The 17,243-nt window shown below is 50.7% G+C and carries 16 protein-coding genes; 4 read left to right on the top strand and 12 right to left on the bottom strand.

What is annotated here, in order from left to right:
* Positions 1-118: 118 nt before the first annotated feature.
* Both pta and C2M17_RS05180 read right to left on the bottom strand, forming a co-directional pair.
* On the bottom strand, positions 119-2,269 hold the full coding sequence (gene pta, locus C2M17_RS05175) for a phosphate acetyltransferase (protein ID WP_105199809.1): 2,151 nt from the start codon (positions 2,267-2,269) through the stop codon (positions 119-121).
* 3 nt (positions 2,270-2,272) lie between these two features.
* Positions 2,273-3,472, bottom strand: coding sequence for an acetate kinase (locus C2M17_RS05180; RefSeq protein WP_105199810.1), 1,200 nt, complete (start codon positions 3,470-3,472; stop codon positions 2,273-2,275).
* Between the two features lie 177 nt (positions 3,473-3,649).
* Here C2M17_RS05180 and yfbV point away from each other — a divergent pair, with 177 nt between their 5' ends.
* On the top strand, positions 3,650-4,096 hold the full coding sequence (gene yfbV, locus C2M17_RS05185; RefSeq protein WP_105199811.1) for a terminus macrodomain insulation protein YfbV: 447 nt from the start codon (positions 3,650-3,652) through the stop codon (positions 4,094-4,096).
* Here the strand turns inward: yfbV and rlmA are convergent.
* The 7 genes from rlmA to C2M17_RS05220 form a co-directional block, all read right to left on the bottom strand.
* Positions 4,081-4,890: a 23S rRNA (guanine(745)-N(1))-methyltransferase gene (rlmA, locus tag C2M17_RS05190; RefSeq protein WP_105199812.1), complete on the bottom strand. Its 810-nt coding sequence runs from the start codon at positions 4,888-4,890 to the stop codon at positions 4,081-4,083. The genes yfbV and rlmA overlap by 16 nt on opposite strands.
* Positions 4,887-5,516, bottom strand: a complete 630-nt coding sequence (locus tag C2M17_RS05195) for an energy-coupling factor ABC transporter permease (RefSeq protein ID WP_105199813.1) — start codon at positions 5,514-5,516, stop codon at positions 4,887-4,889. Before C2M17_RS05195 ends, rlmA begins: the two co-directional genes overlap by 4 nt.
* A gap of 5 nt (positions 5,517-5,521) precedes the next feature.
* Positions 5,522-6,331, bottom strand: coding sequence for an exodeoxyribonuclease III (gene xthA, locus C2M17_RS05200; protein WP_105199814.1), 810 nt, complete (start codon positions 6,329-6,331; stop codon positions 5,522-5,524).
* 127 nt (positions 6,332-6,458) lie between these two features.
* The gene (gene glsA, locus C2M17_RS05205; RefSeq protein WP_105199815.1) at positions 6,459-7,466 is read right to left on the bottom strand and encodes a glutaminase A; all 1,008 of its coding nucleotides are present in this window, start codon (positions 7,464-7,466) and stop codon (positions 6,459-6,461) included.
* A 59-nt stretch (positions 7,467-7,525) separates the two neighbouring features.
* Complete coding sequence (locus tag C2M17_RS05210) at positions 7,526-8,998, bottom strand: DcaP family trimeric outer membrane transporter (protein WP_105199816.1); 1,473 nt, start codon at positions 8,996-8,998, stop codon at positions 7,526-7,528.
* An 8-nt stretch (positions 8,999-9,006) separates the two neighbouring features.
* Entirely contained in the window at positions 9,007-10,098 is a 1,092-nt protein-coding gene (locus C2M17_RS05215; RefSeq protein ID WP_158683979.1) for a DUF481 domain-containing protein, read from the bottom strand.
* 287 nt (positions 10,099-10,385) lie between these two features.
* Positions 10,386-11,678 carry an anti-phage deoxyguanosine triphosphatase gene (locus C2M17_RS05220; RefSeq protein WP_105199818.1) on the bottom strand — a complete coding sequence of 431 codons (1,293 nt, stop codon included), beginning with the start codon at positions 11,676-11,678 and terminating at the stop codon, positions 10,386-10,388.
* Between the two features lie 160 nt (positions 11,679-11,838).
* Between C2M17_RS05220 and C2M17_RS05225 the strand changes: the two genes are divergently transcribed.
* The 3 genes from C2M17_RS05225 (at position 11,839) to C2M17_RS05235 (ending at position 14,358) form a co-directional block, all read left to right on the top strand.
* The gene (locus C2M17_RS05225) at positions 11,839-12,657 is read left to right on the top strand and encodes a glucosaminidase domain-containing protein (RefSeq protein ID WP_105199819.1); all 819 of its coding nucleotides are present in this window, start codon (positions 11,839-11,841) and stop codon (positions 12,655-12,657) included.
* Positions 12,650-13,300, top strand: coding sequence for a DUF2987 domain-containing protein (locus tag C2M17_RS05230; RefSeq protein WP_158677928.1), 651 nt, complete (start codon positions 12,650-12,652; stop codon positions 13,298-13,300). Before C2M17_RS05225 ends, C2M17_RS05230 begins: the two co-directional genes overlap by 8 nt.
* A gap of 230 nt (positions 13,301-13,530) precedes the next feature.
* Positions 13,531-14,358, top strand: coding sequence for a hypothetical protein (locus C2M17_RS05235; protein ID WP_105199821.1), 828 nt, complete (start codon positions 13,531-13,533; stop codon positions 14,356-14,358).
* 57 nt (positions 14,359-14,415) lie between these two features.
* Here the strand turns inward: C2M17_RS05235 and ttcA are convergent, their stop codons facing one another.
* The 3 genes from ttcA to C2M17_RS05250 form a co-directional block, all read right to left on the bottom strand.
* Positions 14,416-15,333 (bottom strand): tRNA 2-thiocytidine(32) synthetase TtcA, encoded by a 918-nt coding sequence (ttcA, locus tag C2M17_RS05240; protein WP_105199822.1) that lies wholly within the window; start codon positions 15,331-15,333, stop codon positions 14,416-14,418.
* A 113-nt stretch (positions 15,334-15,446) separates the two neighbouring features.
* Positions 15,447-16,370 carry a universal stress protein UspE gene (gene uspE, locus C2M17_RS05245; protein WP_105199823.1) on the bottom strand — a complete coding sequence of 308 codons (924 nt, stop codon included), beginning with the start codon at positions 16,368-16,370 and terminating at the stop codon, positions 15,447-15,449.
* A 105-nt stretch (positions 16,371-16,475) separates the two neighbouring features.
* Positions 16,476-17,231, bottom strand: a complete 756-nt coding sequence (locus C2M17_RS05250; RefSeq protein ID WP_105199824.1) for an FNR family transcription factor — start codon at positions 17,229-17,231, stop codon at positions 16,476-16,478.
* Positions 17,232-17,243 lie beyond the last annotated feature (12 nt).

Raw genomic sequence — 17,243 nt, forward strand, 5'->3', positions numbered from 1 at the left:
AATTATCTTGTTTGGTTGTTTATTGATCAACACCCGGTTGGTTGTTGCTAATAACGAAATAAACAGGGTGCCCCCGAAGGTGCACCCTTGTGATTATGTGGCTAACATAAGCGAGCAATTAGGCTTCGGCCTGATCCGCCTGAATTGCGGTCAGGGCTATGGTGTAGACAATATCATCCACCAAGGCACCGCGGCTAAGATCGTTGACCGGTTTACGCATGCCCTGCAGCATAGGCCCTATGCTGACCAAATCGGCACTACGCTGTACCGCCTTATAGGTGGTGTTGCCCGTGTTCAAATCAGGGAAGATAAACACGGTTGCCTGACCGGCGACCGGACTGTTCGGCGCCTTTTTACGGGCCACATTCTCCATGATCGCGGCATCGTATTGCAGCGGCCCGTCGATGATCAGATCAGGGCGCTTTTGCTTAGCCAGCTCAGTGGCTTCGCGTACCTTTTCAACATCGGCACCGGCGCCTGAGCTGCCTGTACTGTAGCTGATCATCGCCACCCGAGGCTCAATGCCAAAGGCGCTGGCAGAGTCGGCGGATTGAATGGCAATGTCCGCCAATTGGGCGGCGGTTGGGTCTGGGTTAATAGCGCAGTCGCCATATACCAGCACCTGATCCGGCAGCAACATAAAGAAGACAGATGAAACCAGGGACGAGCCCGGCGCGGTTTTGATCAACTGCAGTGGCGGGCGAATGGTATTGGCCGTGGTGTTAACAGCGCCTGATACCAATCCATCTACCTGGCCTTGGGCTAACATCATGGTGCCCAGCACCACATTGTCCTTTAGCATTTCTTCGGCTACCACTTCGGTCAGACCCTTGCTCTTACGCAGCTCCACCATGGGCGCCACATAGTCGCGACGGATCTGCTCCGGGTCGACAAGATGCATGCGCTCATTTAGCTCAACCCCTTGTTGTTCGGCTATGCGGGTGATCTCCGCCGGGTCGCCTAGTAACACGGTATTGGCAATGCCACGCTCGCCACAAATCGCCGCCGCTTTTATGGTGCGCGGCTCTTCGCCCTCTGGCAGCACTATGGTTTTATCGGCGCGACGGGCCTTGTCTGTTAACAAATAACGAAATGCCGGAGGCGACAGCTTACGGGTTTTTTGCGATTGCTGCGCCAGGCTATCAAGCCAGTCGGAGTCGATAAAGGTGGCCTGGTGTGACTTTACCTTATCGACACGCTGCTCATCATCACAGGGGACTTCTAAGTTGAAGTTGTGCAGCAGCAAGGAGGTGCGCCAGGTATCGTGCTCAGTAGCAAGAATAGGCAATCCGGTTTGCTCCATGGCCTGGTGGCAGAGCTCCATAATACGCGGCTCTGGGTTAATTCCGCCAGTCAGTAAGATGGCGCCTATCTTGGTACCGTTCATGGCTGACAGGCAGCCAGCGACTAACACATCGGAGCGATCGCCCGGTGTCACCAGCAGCACACCGGGAGTGATATGGTTGAGCAGGTTAGACACGGTGCGCGCACAGAAGGTTACCCGGCGCAGACGACGATGCAGTAGATCGCCCTGGTGGATAATGCGGGCATCCAGGTAGTTGGCCAGGTCAATAACACGAGGCGCTACCAGCTCAAAATCCCAGGGGATGGTGCCAAGGAGTTGGAACGGATGCTTGCGAAATAGCGGCATGGACGCCAGGCGGTTCACTTCGTTATCCAGTAAATCCGGATTGAACTGCTCCACCAGGTCGGCCCGGGCACGGCCTTGCTCATCAAGCGGCGCATTGACCTTGTTAAAAATACAGCCCAATACTCGTGGGTGGGCAATGCCGCCATAGTTGCCGGCGGCGATTTCCAACTTGTCTTCAAGCTCTTCCACCGTGTCGTTGCTCGGGGTCAGCACAAAAACGATATCGGCGCCCAGAGTCTGTGCAATTTCACGGTTAACACGCCCGGCATAGGGCTGGTTACGGGTTGGTACCATGCCTTCGATAATGGTAATTTCATCGTCATTTATACCACTTTCAAAGCGCTCAACGATTTCTTCGAGCAAGGTGTTACCATGGCCATCGCCGATCATTTTTTCTGCATAGGCGAGGGAAATAGGCTCGGGCGGATTAATGCTAGAACCAATTTTAACTATGGCGGTGGATTTCTCCGGACCACATTCACCACGGCGCGGTTGGGCTATGGGTTTGAAGAAGTTGACCTTCAGGGCTTTTTGCTCCAGTGCCCGTACCAAACCCACAGAGACCGAGGTCAGTCCCACACCGGTGGACACAGGGATCAGCATAATACGTCTAGACATGATTTAGGCTCCCTTAGCCAGACGCGCAGCGTCCTGACAGATCATCCATTCTTCATTGGTCGGTACCACCATGGCGGTCAGTGGGCTGTTAACGCTGGTGATCACGCCACTTTTGCCAAAACGGGCGGCGAGGTTGCGCTGCTCGTCAATTTGCCAGCCGAGGAAGCTCAGATGCGCAAGTACCTTGGCACGAATAATATCCGAGTTTTCACCTATGCCGCCGGTAAAGATGAGGGCATCCAAACCATTTAACGGTACCAGGTAAGCGGCAATTTGTTTGGCCAGACGATAACAGAAGATATCCAGCGCCAAAGTTGCCTGCTCGTGCCCCTCTAAATAGGCTTCTTCTATGGTGCGACAGTCATTGGACAGTTCGCTAATGCCTAGCAAGCCGCTTTGCTGATTCAACATGGTGTTGACCTCGGCGACCGAGTACCCAAGCTGGCTGGTAAGGAAGTCGAATAAACCCGGGTCGATATCGCCGCTGCGAGTACCCATAACCACGCCTTCAAGCGGAGTCAGGCCCATACTGGTATCGACGCTGGCACCATTTTTAATGGCGCACACAGAGCAACCGTTGCCCAGGTGGGCGGTGATCAAGCGATGATTGTCCGCAGCTAACCCGAGCGCCTCAACGGCCTGGGTTGAGACATAATGATGGCTGGTGCCATGGAAGCCGTAACGGCGTACACCGTGTTCTCTATATAAAGAATAAGGGAGCGCATATAAAAACGCGTGTTTTGGCATGCTTTGGTGGAAAGCGGTATCAAACACGGCCACCTGCACCAGTTCAGGAAATGCTGCTTGCGCTGCCTGAATACCGGTCAGGTTGGCAGGGTTGTGCAGTGGTGCTAATTGGGCGGTCTGGGTAATGGCGTCAAGCACGTCCGGGGTGATCAACTGGGAGCCGGTAAACTGCTCACCGCCGTGCACTACACGGTGGCCAACGGCGATTAAATCTTTAGCTAGATCATATTGGTGGATCAGCGTGACTAGGGTGTCGATGGCGATTTTGTGATCGGCACCGGCGGGTAAAGCGTTTTGCTCTTTGTTGCCGGCGAATTTATACTTTAAGGAGGCGTCGTCGTTATGAAGGCGCTCGGCTAAGCCACTTAACAGTTCATCGCCGCTGCTGGCGTCGATAACTGCGAATTTTAGGCTTGAGCTGCCGCAATTTAAAACTAGGACGTGTTGTACAGACATTTGGTAGACCCGTGGTTGAAAATCAGAAATTAAACCCCACGTTTACCTAAAGTAATAGCTTTTAACCTGGTCATAATAACTATGACCAAAGGCTACATTTAGACTAAGGTATTATTGCAGTGGGACCGACTATTTTACCTTATTATTGCTACTAAGCGATAGTTGTAAGGGGCGTAAATGCAAAACAGTATGATGACACAAATTCAGCAAGGGCATAGCTACGCCAAACTCTGGCCGCTGCGCCGTGAATTGGCGCCCATGTTTGTGGAAAATCGGATTATCAGTGCCACCTTGTTTGCCATTAAGGTGATGCCGTTGCTGGCGCTCACAAGCCTGGTGGTGCAATTACAATTACTGGGTCAGCATTATCTGGGGCCGGCGCTGGCCTGCGCCTTATTAATTCTCTCCCTGCCGGTGCAAGGTCTGCTGTGGCTTGCCAAGCGAGCCTCCTCGCCGCTGCCACCTGCTTATGCGCATTGGTATAAAGAGCTGTATACGAAAATGGTGGCCCAGGGCTATCGTGGTGCTCCGGCCAAGGCCAAGCCGCGATATCGCGAACTGGCCCTGCTGCTTAAGGATATGTTCGATAAAATGGACAAGGCCTTTCGTCAGGATATCTTCTGAAATTCGCTGAGGTAAAACTCGGCTTGCACCTTAAATTCTGCTCTTGCTGCAAGCTGTGCCAACTGCTCGACACTAAACTTCCAGGCAAAGGGGGTCATCAAGGCCAAATCTCTTGCCTGTTCACCTGTGAGGGTGAGGGTACGGCTCAGTAGTTGCTCGGCGCTGCGAGTAAAGCCTGTGGGCGTGTCTAGCTGTTGATGCTCGCGCACTTCATTATAGATAATCTCTTTTAGTTCGGCCAAATGCTTGGGGCCGGGCGAAGCCACCACCAGATATCCCTGTGGCGTCAATAGGCGGGCGCTTTCTTCGGCAAAGATGGGGGCAAATACACTGGTAACCACGGATGCAGAGCCTGCACTCAGGGGGATCTGCTTGCTTGAGGCCACCGCAAATTCGCAGTTGTTATAGCGTTTAGCGCCATAGCGTACAGCGGGTTTGGCAATATCTATGCCGTACACCTGTCCCCGGTGCTCTAGCTGGTTTGCCAACTCATGGGTGTAATAGCCTTCACCGCAGCCCATGTCTATCACCCCCGTCTCGCTTTGGTGTAAAGCAGCAACACGTTCGGCTAACGCCTGGCGCAGAAACTGATAATGGCCGGCGGATAGAAAACGACGTCTGGCTTGCACCATATCCTGGTTATCGCCGGGTTGTTTTGATTTCTTATATTGCACCGGTAATAAATTGATATAGCCTTCTTTGGCGTAATCGAATTGGTGGCCGGTGTCACAGCTTAGGCTATTACCCTGACGGGTTAAGGGCTGTTGGCATAAGGGGCAGCAATAAGCACTCATGGTGCAAGGTATTCCTTATCGTAAAAGGTGCGCACCCAGTGCGGGCGGTAGATCACCAGCAGGGTCATGGCCATGCCGGTGAGCATGGCTTCGGGGAACCAGATAAGCGCACTTAAAATCACATAGTTATCCATCAGCATAGACCATTCATAGGTGCCGATAGCCCAGTAATAGAGCGCACCGACAAAGATCTTCAGGCAATTGGCCAACGCCGCACAGAGAAAACTACAGATGAAGATATAGATAAATAAATGACGTGGCAGCAGGTTATAAACCAGCACAAAAACGCCATAGCTAAAGTAAATGGGAATAAGTGCAGTGGTGATAGCAAACACCGCAGCGTTTTCCCAAGGTATGGTTGAAAAGCTCGTAAGCAAGGCGGTGGCAAGTACAGCCGCCAGGCTGGCTAAACGCCAACCTAAGATCAAGGTCACCGCGGTAATGCCGAGAATATGTATATCCAGGCCCGGGACTATCCCCGCCTTAATGCGCCACAGCATTGCCAACACCAGGGCACAGGCAAACAGACCGGTTTGTCTTGCCGGACGTTGCCACAGACCGCTCACACTGGCTTTATCCAGGGTGAAAAACAGTATGAGTAAGACGGCAATAAAGCTTACGAGCATGGCAATTAGCCCTCGAAGGTACTCCAGACAGGGGCGTGATCCGATGGTTTTTCGATGCCGCGCAGTTCATAGTCTATGCCGCTTTCCGACAGGGATTGCGCCAAGGCAGGAGTGGCCAGAATAACGTCGATACGCAGGCCGCGGTTGTCATCAAAGCCCTTGGAGCGGTAGTCGAACCAGGAATATTTGTCGTCAGTATCCGGGTGCAGTTGTCTAAAGGTATCCACCAGACCCCAATTTGTGAGGGTGGCCAGCCATTGTCTTTCTTCCGGCTGGAAGGAGCATTTACCGGTTTTTAGCCAGCGCTTTTTGTTGGCCTCACCGATGCCGATATCCAGATCGATTGGCGAAATATTAATATCACCCATTACCACTAACTTGCTGTCTGGGCTGTATTGAGTGTTTAGCTCGGCCATCAGATCGCTGTAAAACTGACGCTTATAAGGGAACTTGGTCTCATGGTTGATGTTATCGCCCTGGGGGAAATAACCATTAAGCACGGTGACATCTTCCCCCTGAGCATTTTCCACTGTCACCGCTATCATGCGCTTTTGGTGCTCATCGGTGTCGGTGGAGAAGCCTTTTTTCACCATTTTGGCCGGCTGCTTGGTCAGCATGGCGACGCCGTAATGGGCTTTTTGACCATGGAAATACACGTGATAACCCATGGCCTCGACGTCAGCGACGGGGAACATTTCATCATGCACCTTGATTTCCTGTAAGCCGATCACATCCGGTTGATGCTTGTCGATAAGTGCTTGAAGTTGATGAAGGCGAGCGCGTAAGCCATTAATATTGAAAGAGATTATTTTCATTGGCGATAAATGATGAAAGTTATTATAAGTAGGGCGTCAGTGTAGCATTTTGCTCTCTTAGAAGGAATCGCCAGAGCCAGGCACAGGGCGCTTTTTAACGCCCCGTGCCGTGAATCAATCACTATGGTTAGTCGAGGTGACTAAAGATATTGGCCTTGGCTTTATCGGCAATATAATCAATGGCCTTTTGCGCTCTGACGCTGTTACCGGCCGCATCGAGGCGCGGTGAAAAGGCGGCGATGGCGAACTTACCCGGCATAATGGCAATAATGCCGCCGCCGACCCCACTTTTCGCCGGTAAGCCGACCGTATAGGCCCATTCGCCGCTGGTTTCGTACAAGCCAGCCGTGCTCATGACCGCCAGCACCCGCTCGACATTATCAGCGCGCATCAATTGTGCGCCGCTGATGGGGTGGGTGCCGCCGTTGGCGAACACTGAGGCCATAATAGCCAGGTCTTTAGTGGTGACGCCCACGGAGCACTGACGGGTGTAGATATCCAGGTTGATATCCACATCGCCGTAAAAACGCCCGTAAGATTTAAGCAGCTCGGCAATGGCCAGGTTATGGCCATTACTGCTGGACTCGGAGCGATACACATCCTCAAGCACGTCCAGCTTGGTGGTGGCAAATTTTCCATACCAGGCACTGATCGCCTGCCATTTTTGTGCGGCGCTATCGCCCTCTATCAGGCTGACCGTGGCCATGGCTCCGGCATTCACCAAGGGATTGACAGATCTGGCCGGATTAAGCTCGATGGCGGTGACCGAATTAAAGGGCAGGCCGGTGGCGTTGGCGCCGATTTTATCCAAGATGGCCTCGGGTCCTTGTTGCTCCATGGCCAAAGCCAGGGTAAATACCTTGGAAATAGACTGAATAGAAAAGTGGCTGTCTATGTCGCCCTGGGTAAAAATCTTGCCGTCTGTGGTAACCAGGGCAATGGCAAATTGCTCGCTGTCGACCTTGGCAAGAGCGGGAATATAATCCGCATTGGCGCCGCTTTTTTCGTCTTTATACAGGGTATGGGCCTGAGCAAGTATCTGCTCCACCTTGGCTGTGTCATAGGGGCGGGCATCGACTTGAGTTTGCAGGCCGAGGGCCGATATCAATAGTAGCGAGTAGAGTATTTTCTTCATGTATATCAGTCCTTATCGTCCTTAAACTGCAAATAGGGCGTGAATCGCGCCTTAAGTTCCTAATATTTAAAACCAAAAGAGGTTTGCAAACGTAAGTTGTCGCCCTTATCGCCACGATAATTCTCGAGCTCACCATATTGCAGCTCAATGCCGAGACGCGACATTGTGGTCGGGTTGTAAATCAGGTTCACCGTACTGTAGAGGCTGTTATTGAACGACAAGGGATGCTGGGTGATGATATTGTCTATATCCACGTAACTGATGCCGATGGAAGAGGTGTAGTTGTCGTTCCATTGTTTATCCAAATAGATAAAACCCGCCGTGGCGCCTATGGCGGTGAGCTCGCCATTGCCGTCGAGTCCTGCATCACTGCCGCCGGTGATATCGGCGTAATAATGGCAGCAGGGATCGTTTAGGTAGCGGCCTATGCCTTTACCGTTGGCGATTTGAAATTTCAGACTGTGACTGTAATTTACATCATAGGTGCCGGTGACATTAATGCCCCAGCCCCACACCTTATCTTCTTGCAGGTTTGTTTTGTATCCCAAATAGCGCAATAGCAGTGCGGTTTTGATATACCCCTGATCAAATTGATAGGTATAACTGGCGCTGGCATCGGGCCAATCGTTTTGTTCGCTATAGTTCAGGGACTCAGGATCAATATTAACCGGTAACGCCAGATCTGCATCTGAACGTTCGATACCTAAGGCCCAGAAGCTGCCATTGCCTAAGCTGCGGCGATAACGAATTTGCGGGTGACGGGCAAAGACCATGGCCGATGGGCCCCAATAATCGAGGATATTGGGAAAGGAATTGATGTCCATAAAGCCGCTAAAGGTCTGCCCAGCTCCCCAGTTGCCAAGCTCACCCCAAAGGTGAGTGAGGTTAAAATCGGCATTACCGTCGCCATCGAACATATCAAACTCAAAGCGGGTGGTCATATCGCCGTGCTCGGTTGGGGTGTGACTGCGAAAGGAGAGCTTGGATTGTCCCGCGTTGAGCAAGGTCTTATCGTCGCTGGCATCTTCGTCAAAGAGAATGGACGAGGTTTGAAAGGCGCCGCGATTGGCCATGTCGCCATCGTTATAAATGGCATCGAGCCAAATTTGCCCGCCTATTTGCAAGGTGGTGTCCGAATCGCTTAAAAAGATGCTCTTTGGTGGCGTTTTAAAACGGTAGCTGGGACGTTCATACTCCTGATAAAGGCGGCCATTAAGCTTGCTTTGAGGTTGTTCGGTTTGGGTTTTGACCGTAGCCAAAGGACGCTTAATGGCAGCAATTTCAGCGTCTTTAAGCTTGAGCTGCTGTTCTATTTCGGCATCTTTGCGCTTTAACTGCTGTTCTAACTCAACAATACGACGCTCTAGCGCGGCCAAGCGTTCTTCAACGGTGGCACCTTGTACCGCCGGTGTTAGCAAGAGTGCCGTCAGGGCAAGGCCTAAGGCTTTGCCACTGACTTTGGTGGAGGCTTTTCCAGCGGCGCGACTGTGTGGTGAGAGCTGGGTTCGTTGTGCAGGATTTAAGGGAGCCATGTCCACTCCTATAACTCGACGGCAAAAGTTACGATCATCTTATAGTCATCCTTTTTCGGCACTGTGCCATCGGCATTGGCGATAGGAGATTGCAGATGATCCCAAAGCAGTGATATGTCGAAATCAATATCACTGGTGATATCTATTGAGGCACCCATCAGGGCATGCTGAGCATTGCCACCGGCCGCTTGCTCGGCAAGGGTAAAACGATAGTCAAAGGTTAAATCTATGTCTGAGGTCAGCTCGTAATCCATATTTGACGAAAAATAAACTGAGGTCGTTGAGTTTCTGCTGGGAGCGTCAATAACGACATTGGCAAATTGCGTTCTTTGATAGGCAGGACCCATGCCTATATCCCATTCCCAGCGCTGATTATCAATGACGTAATAACCTATACCGGCGCCGAGCGTGTATTTATGGTCGATATTCTGAAATGGGTCGCGATAGTATTCGAAAAACACCGGGCGAAAATACAGGGACTTGGTATAAAACCAGTCAAAGGTGCCGCTAGCACGGACATTGTTTTCAGTGACCTCTTCATCGTTGCTGGTGCGTGCCGCCAGGGCGTTGATCAGCAACCGATTGGTGGCGGTGCGCCGTTTGATATCAACGGTGGCGGAGAGCTCACTTTGCTCTGTGTTGCCCCGACTTAAATTAGCGCCGACACCCACCTTGGCATACCAGGCGCCACCGGCGTCCTTAGCGCTGGCGGCGATAGACACCAGATCTTTGGGTAAATAGGCCAGCTTAGCTGCGCCTACCTGTACATAACTTGGGCCGATCAACAAGGCGCCTTCGCTGACATGGCCGTCGTTAAAGCGCACGCTATGGGCTCGCCCGGAAATCACCATGTCGACGTCTTCACGGTCGATAAACAGGGTGTCGAGTATGTCGCTGTCAAACTCAATTTGTTTGTCGTACATGGCTTTAAATTCACCTTTTAGCCATTCGCCTGAGCTCAGGCGGATCCAGTCGTATTTATCTATATCTTTAACAATGGCTTGGCGTTCTTCCAGATATAAAGGTGCTTGCTGCCCGGCGTCGACGCTAGGTGTAAGCACCAAGGCGAAAATGACAATAACCAGGGCTATAAATGGCATCCGATTTCCTTTATAGGGGTATCCGATTAATACCAATTCACTTAAATAGCTAATCATTCTAGCGGGCTCAATATCATGCTAACGGCGTTGGAATTTATCTTTGTAGCAAAACTACATAAGAAAAATTCCGCCTTGTTATCACATCATTTAGCCAACGCTATGTCTGATCACATACTCAACAGAATTGGTATAAGGCGAATAAATGCAAGCAATTACATCAATAATAATAGGCCAATATGGCGAGGGTACAACTGACCGCAGTGGCAAAAACGTCAGAAAAGGGAGGGTTAATACGAACTGCTGCTAAATAAACGTTGGTGGGTTTTATAGGCATATTCGTCGGTCATGCCACTGAGGTAGTCACACAAGACTCTGTAGGTGCTGGTGCCGGTTTTTTCCGCCTGACGATAGGCGACGGCTGTGGTTTCCGGCAATAAACGCAGCGGATCGCTGGCAAAGGCCTCGAATAATTCGATGATCAGTTTCTGGCCATTAAATTCTATCTGCTGCATATGTGGGGCACGAATAAGGCGCTTATAAATAAAGGTTTTTAAGCAATCCAGTAGCGCCTGATAACTTGGCGGCAAGACCACCTGATAGCCAAGCATAGCGCAGCTAAAGTCGCCGTCGGTGGGTACCAATTTAGCTTGTGTGATAAAGAGGTTCACCAGCTCGCCTATAAGGTCCTTGCGCTGCGCCTCACACTGGAAGAATAATCGCTGCGCCATATTGGCACCTTCGAGCCAGGGACAGTCGAGCTCAGCCAACATAGGTTCGGCGTGGGACTGCCAGTCGTGAATGGTGATCTGCTCGGTGGCAATGGCATCCTCGAGGTCATGTACCGCGTAGGCGATATCATCGGCCAGCTCCATCAGAGATGCGTCCACCGACTTATACAGGGTTTTGGCGCGAAAGCTATCCTGGGGCTGGTGACTTTGAAATAAGGCCCTGTCCGCGGCGCTCAAGGGAGCGAAGATCCAGTCTACCAAGTCACTGTCATCACTGTACAGGCCCTTGGCTGGGCGCCATTCATTGGCCTTAATATAACGCTGCTGCGCCGGCTCGGATGGCTTGCTATGCCACAGGGTATCGAGCAGTGCCGGGTATTTTATAAAACCCAGCAGGGTACGGCGGGTCAGGTTCATGCCAAAGCCCTGGGTGTAGGGTTCAAGCTTGGCGACAATGCGTAAAGTCTGCGCATTGCCCTCAAAGCCACCGTGTTCACGCATCATGTAATTTAGAGCAATTTCACCGCCGTGGCCGAAGGGTGGATGACCTATATCATGGGCTAAACACAAGGTTTCCAACAAGGAATCATCGGGCAGACAGGTGATATCGGGATGTTGTCGGCTCAGATGGCGCAGCAAGCCACTGCCTATTTGCGCTACCTCTAAAGAGTGGGTGAGGCGAGTGCGGTGAAAGTCGTTCAGGCCAATGCCCATGATTTGCGTTTTTGCCTGCAGGCGACGAAACGCGGCGGCATGAATAATACGCGAGCGGTCGACCTGCCACGAAGAGCGGTTATCGTTGGGGCGATGCTTATCTTCACCTGTGCGTCTTTGTTGCCAAATATCGGCCATGCAGTGCTCGTAACCCTGAGTATTATGTACTGAGTGTAAACAATAAATAACTCCTTGTCTTGTATGATGTTAGTGGCAAAGTAGTGATTATTTCGTATTTGCTTCTGTTAGGATATAATGCGCCGTTTGTTTATCCAGACATATGAATACTAGAGGTGTCATGATCAAAAAACTGGGACTCATTCTATTTACTATCATCTCCATTACCGCCCTGGTGTACCCCTTTATCTGGGGGCCGCAGGAGCAGAGTGCGCAAGTTACAGAGTCAACGCCAGAGCAAGCTGTTAAAAAACCAGTGGTGGAAAAGCCAAAGCACAATGTTAAACTGCCTGACTTTGCACAAGTTACCGATATTAAAGAAAAAAAATCCCTGTTTTTTGACTTTATTCGCGGCCCGGTGGAAAAAGCCAACAGCCGAGTGCGGGATCAGCGCGCGACTTTAGAAATCGCCCTGATGATGATTCAGTATCAGCAGGCCTTATCCGCCACTCAAGAGCAAAAGGTAGAGGATATTTTTGCCGAATATGGTCTTGTGGATGAAGAGATAAGCGAGCTGTCATTGCAACAGGCGCTGCGTCGCGTTGATGTGATCCCCAAAGAGCTGGTGATGATGCAGGCGGCCAATGAGTCGGCCTGGGGTACCTCGCGCTTTGCTCGTATCGGCTTGAACTTTTTTGGCCAATGGTGCTTTAGCGAGGGTTGTGGCCTGGTGCCTAAACGCCGCAATCAGGGAGCCAAACATGAGGTGGCCGTGTATCAGTCGGTACAAGAAGCGGTCGATGCCTATTTCTATAACATTAACACCCATAATGCCTATCGTGAGCTGCGCGATATTCGCGCCGAGTTGCGCCAGGCACAACAGCCACTGACTGCCAAAGATCTGGCCTATGGATTAATGTCTTACTCCGAGCGCGGTGAAGCCTATATTGAAGAGCTGCACGCAATGATAGACCATAATGAGGCGTATTTTGATGAATAAACTGACTTCCTGGGTATCTCCGTTATTAATCTTGTCGTTTAGCGCGGCTGCTGAGCCTGTGGTCATGTCGTATGACGGCTTTTATGACCGCATGGAAGTCGTGAACGAGGGCGAGTACCAATATGCACAGGTTGGTTTTTATTTAAAAACCTATGCCGATGCCAAGCCCTGTGAGATCGCAGCTGGGGAAATCTTAACGGAAAAGCAAAGTTACCCTTTAACTTACGACGACCAAGGTCAGCTGTTCCTGCCCTTTGATAAAGAGCTAGATACCCACAAAGCCATGGTGGTGGTGACCCCAGCCAATGCCGGCGGCTGTCAGTTAAGCATACAGATTGAAGCAAAAATGCCGCAACAGGGGATCACTGCAGGGCAGTTATATCAGGTGAATAATGAGCTTGAGGAGCTGTTGGCGGATCTTTCCGGCTTCTTCGTCGGCACCCTGATGTCTTTCTTGCTACCGGATCAGCAAGGTATTCAACTGCACTTTACTGGCTCTGTGCCCACCGATGTCCCTTCCGACTGGCAGTGCGTCGACACTCGCTGTAAGGTCAAAATTAAAAACAAGTGGGAAGATAGCGAAACCGTGCTGGTGGACGGTGCCAAGCTGGCTCGTATCACCCCTTGGATTGATAAAGGTTAATCATTGACCATAGTGCCCGGTGCCGCCGGGCTACTGACCCACCCCGTTTCAACCAGAAACAACCTTGACTGTCTGTGCTACGGCAGACCACCGAAAATTCTTCCTATTGCTCGCTGCAAAGTCCTGCCTCGCTTCTATACTTTCTACGAGTGTAACGGCGGTGACCCGTTCATTTTTGTATTATGCGAATGCCTCGATCGCCGTTAAAAGCAAGCAACGAGGAATAGAAAATGAAATACATATCCAAAATTGGAGCCATGCTGTTTGTGGTCACCTCAGGCGCAAGTATGCAGGGCTTGGCAACCGAACCCTGCGGTGATTTCGGAGAATGCCTGGCTCTGATTGAAATTAATGCCAGCGACGGAGACATAGGTTTCCACTTTTTATTTGACGGTGACGACCTTGAGTCGGCGCGGCTGACGGACCCAGATGGCGCCAAACTGTTCGAGTACAAGGTAGGAGGGTCATTGAAGGAACAAACCTTGACCGAAACCTTTGCCGAAAGCGCCGAACCCTTGTGTTGGAATGATCCTGAAGCCGAAGAGGATGAAGAAATAGTCACACTAAGTGAGTTTCTAGAACGCTGGCAACCGGGCATTTATATGGTCACGGGCAAAGGAGAAGAAGGAGAAAAAGCCGAAGGCGAGACCATGCTTACCTATCACCTACCGGCCGCGCCTGCCAATGTTTCATATAATGGTGGAGTGATCACCTGGGAGCCGGGTAACGATCTTGGTAAATGTGCGACCAGTGGCGAACTTGATGACTTAGTCAATGATGGTAGCTTGCCTATGCACCCCGAATTTGTAGCCGTCGGTGCGTGGGAAGTCGTTATGGATACCGTTGTCGAGGATGGAGATCCCTTGGCGAAGATGAAATTCAGTGTTCGGGTGCCCGCATCGGCGTTTCAGGTTGCGGTCTCACAAGAGTTTTTGGATGCCTTGCCGGCAAATACGGAAATGAAAATTGAAGTGGGTGCCATAGGAGTCGACGGCAATGCCACCTTTACTGAAACCGGTGATATTTGTGTCAATGAAATTGAGGAGGGCTGCGAATAGGCTAGCCGCCTTATACATATGAAAAAAGCGCTGATTAGCGCTTTTTTCATGGTGACATTAAGTCAGTTCAATAATTGCAGGGGTTGTATCGGCGACCTCATCTTCCTGGTCATAGCCTACGGGGATGACGGGTACCTCAGGTTTATCCATCGCCGTGTCACCGCCGTCGATCACCTCACCGGTTTGTAAGTCGCTAAAGGCAAATAAATTTGTATCGGCCAGGTGCGAAGGTACGACGTTTTGCATCGCAGTAAAGATGCTTTCGATGCGTCCCGGGTGTTGTTTATGCCATTGCTGCAACATGGCTTTGATGTTTTGTCGTTGCAGATTTTCCTGTGAGCCGCACAGGTTACAAGGGATAATGGGGAACTGCTTATGTTCTGCATACTCGGCAATATCCACTTCTTTACAGTAAGCCAGTGGGCGAATAACCATGTGTTGGCCGTCATCACTCATGAGTTTAGCCGGCATCCCTTTTAACTTGCCACCATAGAACATGTTCAAAAACATGGTTTCTATCATATCGTCACGGTGGTGGCCCAGGGCAATCTTGGTGGCACCCATTTCTTTGGCGGTGCGGTATAAGATGCCGCGGCGCAGACGTGAGCATAGCGAGCAGGTGGTTTTACCTTCGGGGATCTTGTCCTTAACGATAGCGTAGGTGTCTTCCTCGACTATCTTGTATTCAATACCCAGCTCATTGAGGTACTGAGGCAAAATATGCTCAGGGAAGCCTGGCTGTTTTTGGTCCAGGTTTACGGCGAACAGCTCGAAGTTGACTGGTGCCGAGCGTTGCAGGTTTTGCAGTATATCCAAAAGGGTGTAGCTGTCTTTACCACCAGACAAGCACACCATGATGCGATCGCCTTCTTCAATCATATTAAAGTCGGCAATGGCCTGACCGGTATGGCGGCGTAAGCGCTTTTGCAGTTTGTTGAAATTGTATTGCGCTTTGGCTTGTGCTGAATGCGACACCTGGGCACCCTCTAAGGCTAAAAATCAAAGGCGCGTATTATAGGCTGACGCACTCGAGGCATCAAGAAAAAGGCAGCGGATGCTGCCTGAAGGTGTTGAAAATTGGTTTTGGGTTAATCTTCCAGTGGACTGCGATAGCCATCTGGTTTAAGCGCCAGCACGTCACAATCCAGGCTGTCGATAACATGCTCGGCGGTATTACCCACCAAGGCAGCGCTGAGTCCGGTACGACCCACTGTGCCAATGACCACTAACTCGCTGTCGAGCTTTTCCGCCAGGCGCGGCAGTACGTCTTCCGGCAGGCCTTCTTCCACATGTTGATGATTTTCAGGGATACCGAATTGCTTACCCAGCTCACGGGTAGAACTGAGGTGGTGCTCTTTTACCGTTTCATTGTATTGCGACGGATTAAACTCGGGAATTTCGATGGCGATATTGACCGGTGTAGCCGGGTAGGCGTTAACCAGGTGCAAGTCACCCTTGGCAATCTTGCTGATAAACTGGGCATCTTTGATGATGCGCTCGCTGAGTGCCTGATGTTGTTCATCATCGCTTGACGCATTCACTGCCGCTAGAATAGCGCCACCAACCAACCATTTGTGGTCTTTCACCAATAATAATGGTGTAGGGCACTTGCGAATAAGGTGCCAGTCGGTGGGGGTAAAGATCACAGATTTTAGGGCATGATGTTGATGTGTGCCCTTGATCACCAAGTCGTACTCATGCTCTAACACCTCACGAATAATGGCTTCAAAAGGACGGTTATGCCACACCACCTTGGTATCGAAGCTGATATCCTGATGCTGCGCCGCCAAAGATTGCAGCCATTGCTCTTTATCGGCTATTACTGCTCTGCGCATGGCTTCGCGCTCATCGCCGCTGAGCATGGTAGTCATTTCATAAGAGAAATCGTAGATGGATAAGAAGGCGGTAATGTTTGCGCCTGTGTTACGCGCTATTTCCGCGGCTCGAGATAAGCTCTGCTGTGCCTCGACGGATGGGTCAACAACTGCAAGTATACGTTTAATTTTATCCATAATGCGCCTCCTTAATACCTAATTTTAAGAGTATTTCAATACAACTATGAGTGTAATAGAAATCCCTGATATTAAAAGGCGCGAATGGATTTAGTTTGAGTCAGATCAACTGCTTGGCGTAGAAATGGCTGCAGCCTGAGCGAGTTGCTGATGATCATTGATGGTAATAAATTTACCGTCGACGCTAATAAAGCCACTTTTCTGAAAACGACTTAATAAACGGCTGATGGTTTCAACGGTTAAACCCAGGTAATTGCCGATTTCGCCCCGGGTCATGGTGAGGCGGAATTCACGAGCCGAGAAGCCGCGCTCGCTAAAGCGACGAGAAAGCGTATGTAAGAAGGACGCCAGACGTTGCTCGGCGGTCTTTTTATTCAATAACAGCAGCATTTCCTGATCATAGTTAATCTCGTTGCTCATCAGGCGCATGATCTGTTGGCGTAACTTGGGCAGGCGTCCGGCCAAATCATCCAAGGTTTCAAAAGGAATTTCACAAACCATGGAGGTTTCCATAGCCTGGGCAAAACTTTGGTGAGTAGCGGTATGAATACCATCGAATCCCACTAAATCTCCTGCCAGGTGGAAGCCGGTGATCTGCTCTTCACCCTGCTCTGAAAGGGTAAAAGACTTAAATGAGCCGCTGCGTACCGCGAAAATGGATTTTAGCTTAGTGCCAGACTCGAACAGGTAATCGCCCTTGTGCAGTGGCTTTTTGCGCTCGATGATTTCATCAAGGCGGTCCATTTCTTCGCCATTTAAGCTAAAAGGAAGGCACAACTGAGAGATAGAGCAGTTGGTACAGCTAATGGTGCAATTCGATTTACCAGCGAATTTACCAGAAAGTTGTGTTTTTACGTCCATTTTACATTCCAA

Source organism: Pseudoalteromonas sp. T1lg10 (genome assembly GCF_002964545.1).
Lineage (GTDB): Bacteria > Pseudomonadota > Gammaproteobacteria > Enterobacterales > Alteromonadaceae > Pseudoalteromonas.

What these genes read in the sequence shown, in the direction of transcription:
- C2M17_RS05250 (WP_105199824.1), bottom strand. Translation starts at nt 17,231, where the DNA reads ATGGACGTAAAAACACAACTTTCTGGTAAATTCGCTGGTAAATCGAAT.
- C2M17_RS05210 (WP_105199816.1), bottom strand. Translation starts at nt 8,998, where the DNA reads ATGGCTCCCTTAAATCCTGCACAACGAACCCAGCTCTCACCACACAGT.
- C2M17_RS05225 (WP_105199819.1), top strand. Translation starts at nt 11,839, where the DNA reads ATGATCAAAAAACTGGGACTCATTCTATTTACTATCATCTCCATTACC.
- rlmA (WP_105199812.1), bottom strand. Translation starts at nt 4,890, where the DNA reads ATGAGTGCTTATTGCTGCCCCTTATGCCAACAGCCCTTAACCCGTCAG.
- xthA (WP_105199814.1), bottom strand. Translation starts at nt 6,331, where the DNA reads ATGAAAATAATCTCTTTCAATATTAATGGCTTACGCGCTCGCCTTCAT.
- pta (WP_105199809.1), bottom strand. Translation starts at nt 2,269, where the DNA reads ATGTCTAGACGTATTATGCTGATCCCTGTGTCCACCGGTGTGGGACTG.
- C2M17_RS05220 (WP_105199818.1), bottom strand. Translation starts at nt 11,678, where the DNA reads ATGGCCGATATTTGGCAACAAAGACGCACAGGTGAAGATAAGCATCGC.
- glsA (WP_105199815.1), bottom strand. Translation starts at nt 7,466, where the DNA reads ATGAAGAAAATACTCTACTCGCTACTATTGATATCGGCCCTCGGCCTG.
- C2M17_RS05235 (WP_105199821.1), top strand. Translation starts at nt 13,531, where the DNA reads ATGAAATACATATCCAAAATTGGAGCCATGCTGTTTGTGGTCACCTCA.
- uspE (WP_105199823.1), bottom strand. Translation starts at nt 16,370, where the DNA reads ATGGATAAAATTAAACGTATACTTGCAGTTGTTGACCCATCCGTCGAG.
- C2M17_RS05215 (WP_158683979.1), bottom strand. Translation starts at nt 10,098, where the DNA reads ATGCCATTTATAGCCCTGGTTATTGTCATTTTCGCCTTGGTGCTTACA.
- C2M17_RS05230 (WP_158677928.1), top strand. Translation starts at nt 12,650, where the DNA reads ATGAATAAACTGACTTCCTGGGTATCTCCGTTATTAATCTTGTCGTTT.
- C2M17_RS05195 (WP_105199813.1), bottom strand. Translation starts at nt 5,516, where the DNA reads ATGCTCGTAAGCTTTATTGCCGTCTTACTCATACTGTTTTTCACCCTG.
- C2M17_RS05180 (WP_105199810.1), bottom strand. Translation starts at nt 3,472, where the DNA reads ATGTCTGTACAACACGTCCTAGTTTTAAATTGCGGCAGCTCAAGCCTA.
- yfbV (WP_105199811.1), top strand. Translation starts at nt 3,650, where the DNA reads ATGCAAAACAGTATGATGACACAAATTCAGCAAGGGCATAGCTACGCC.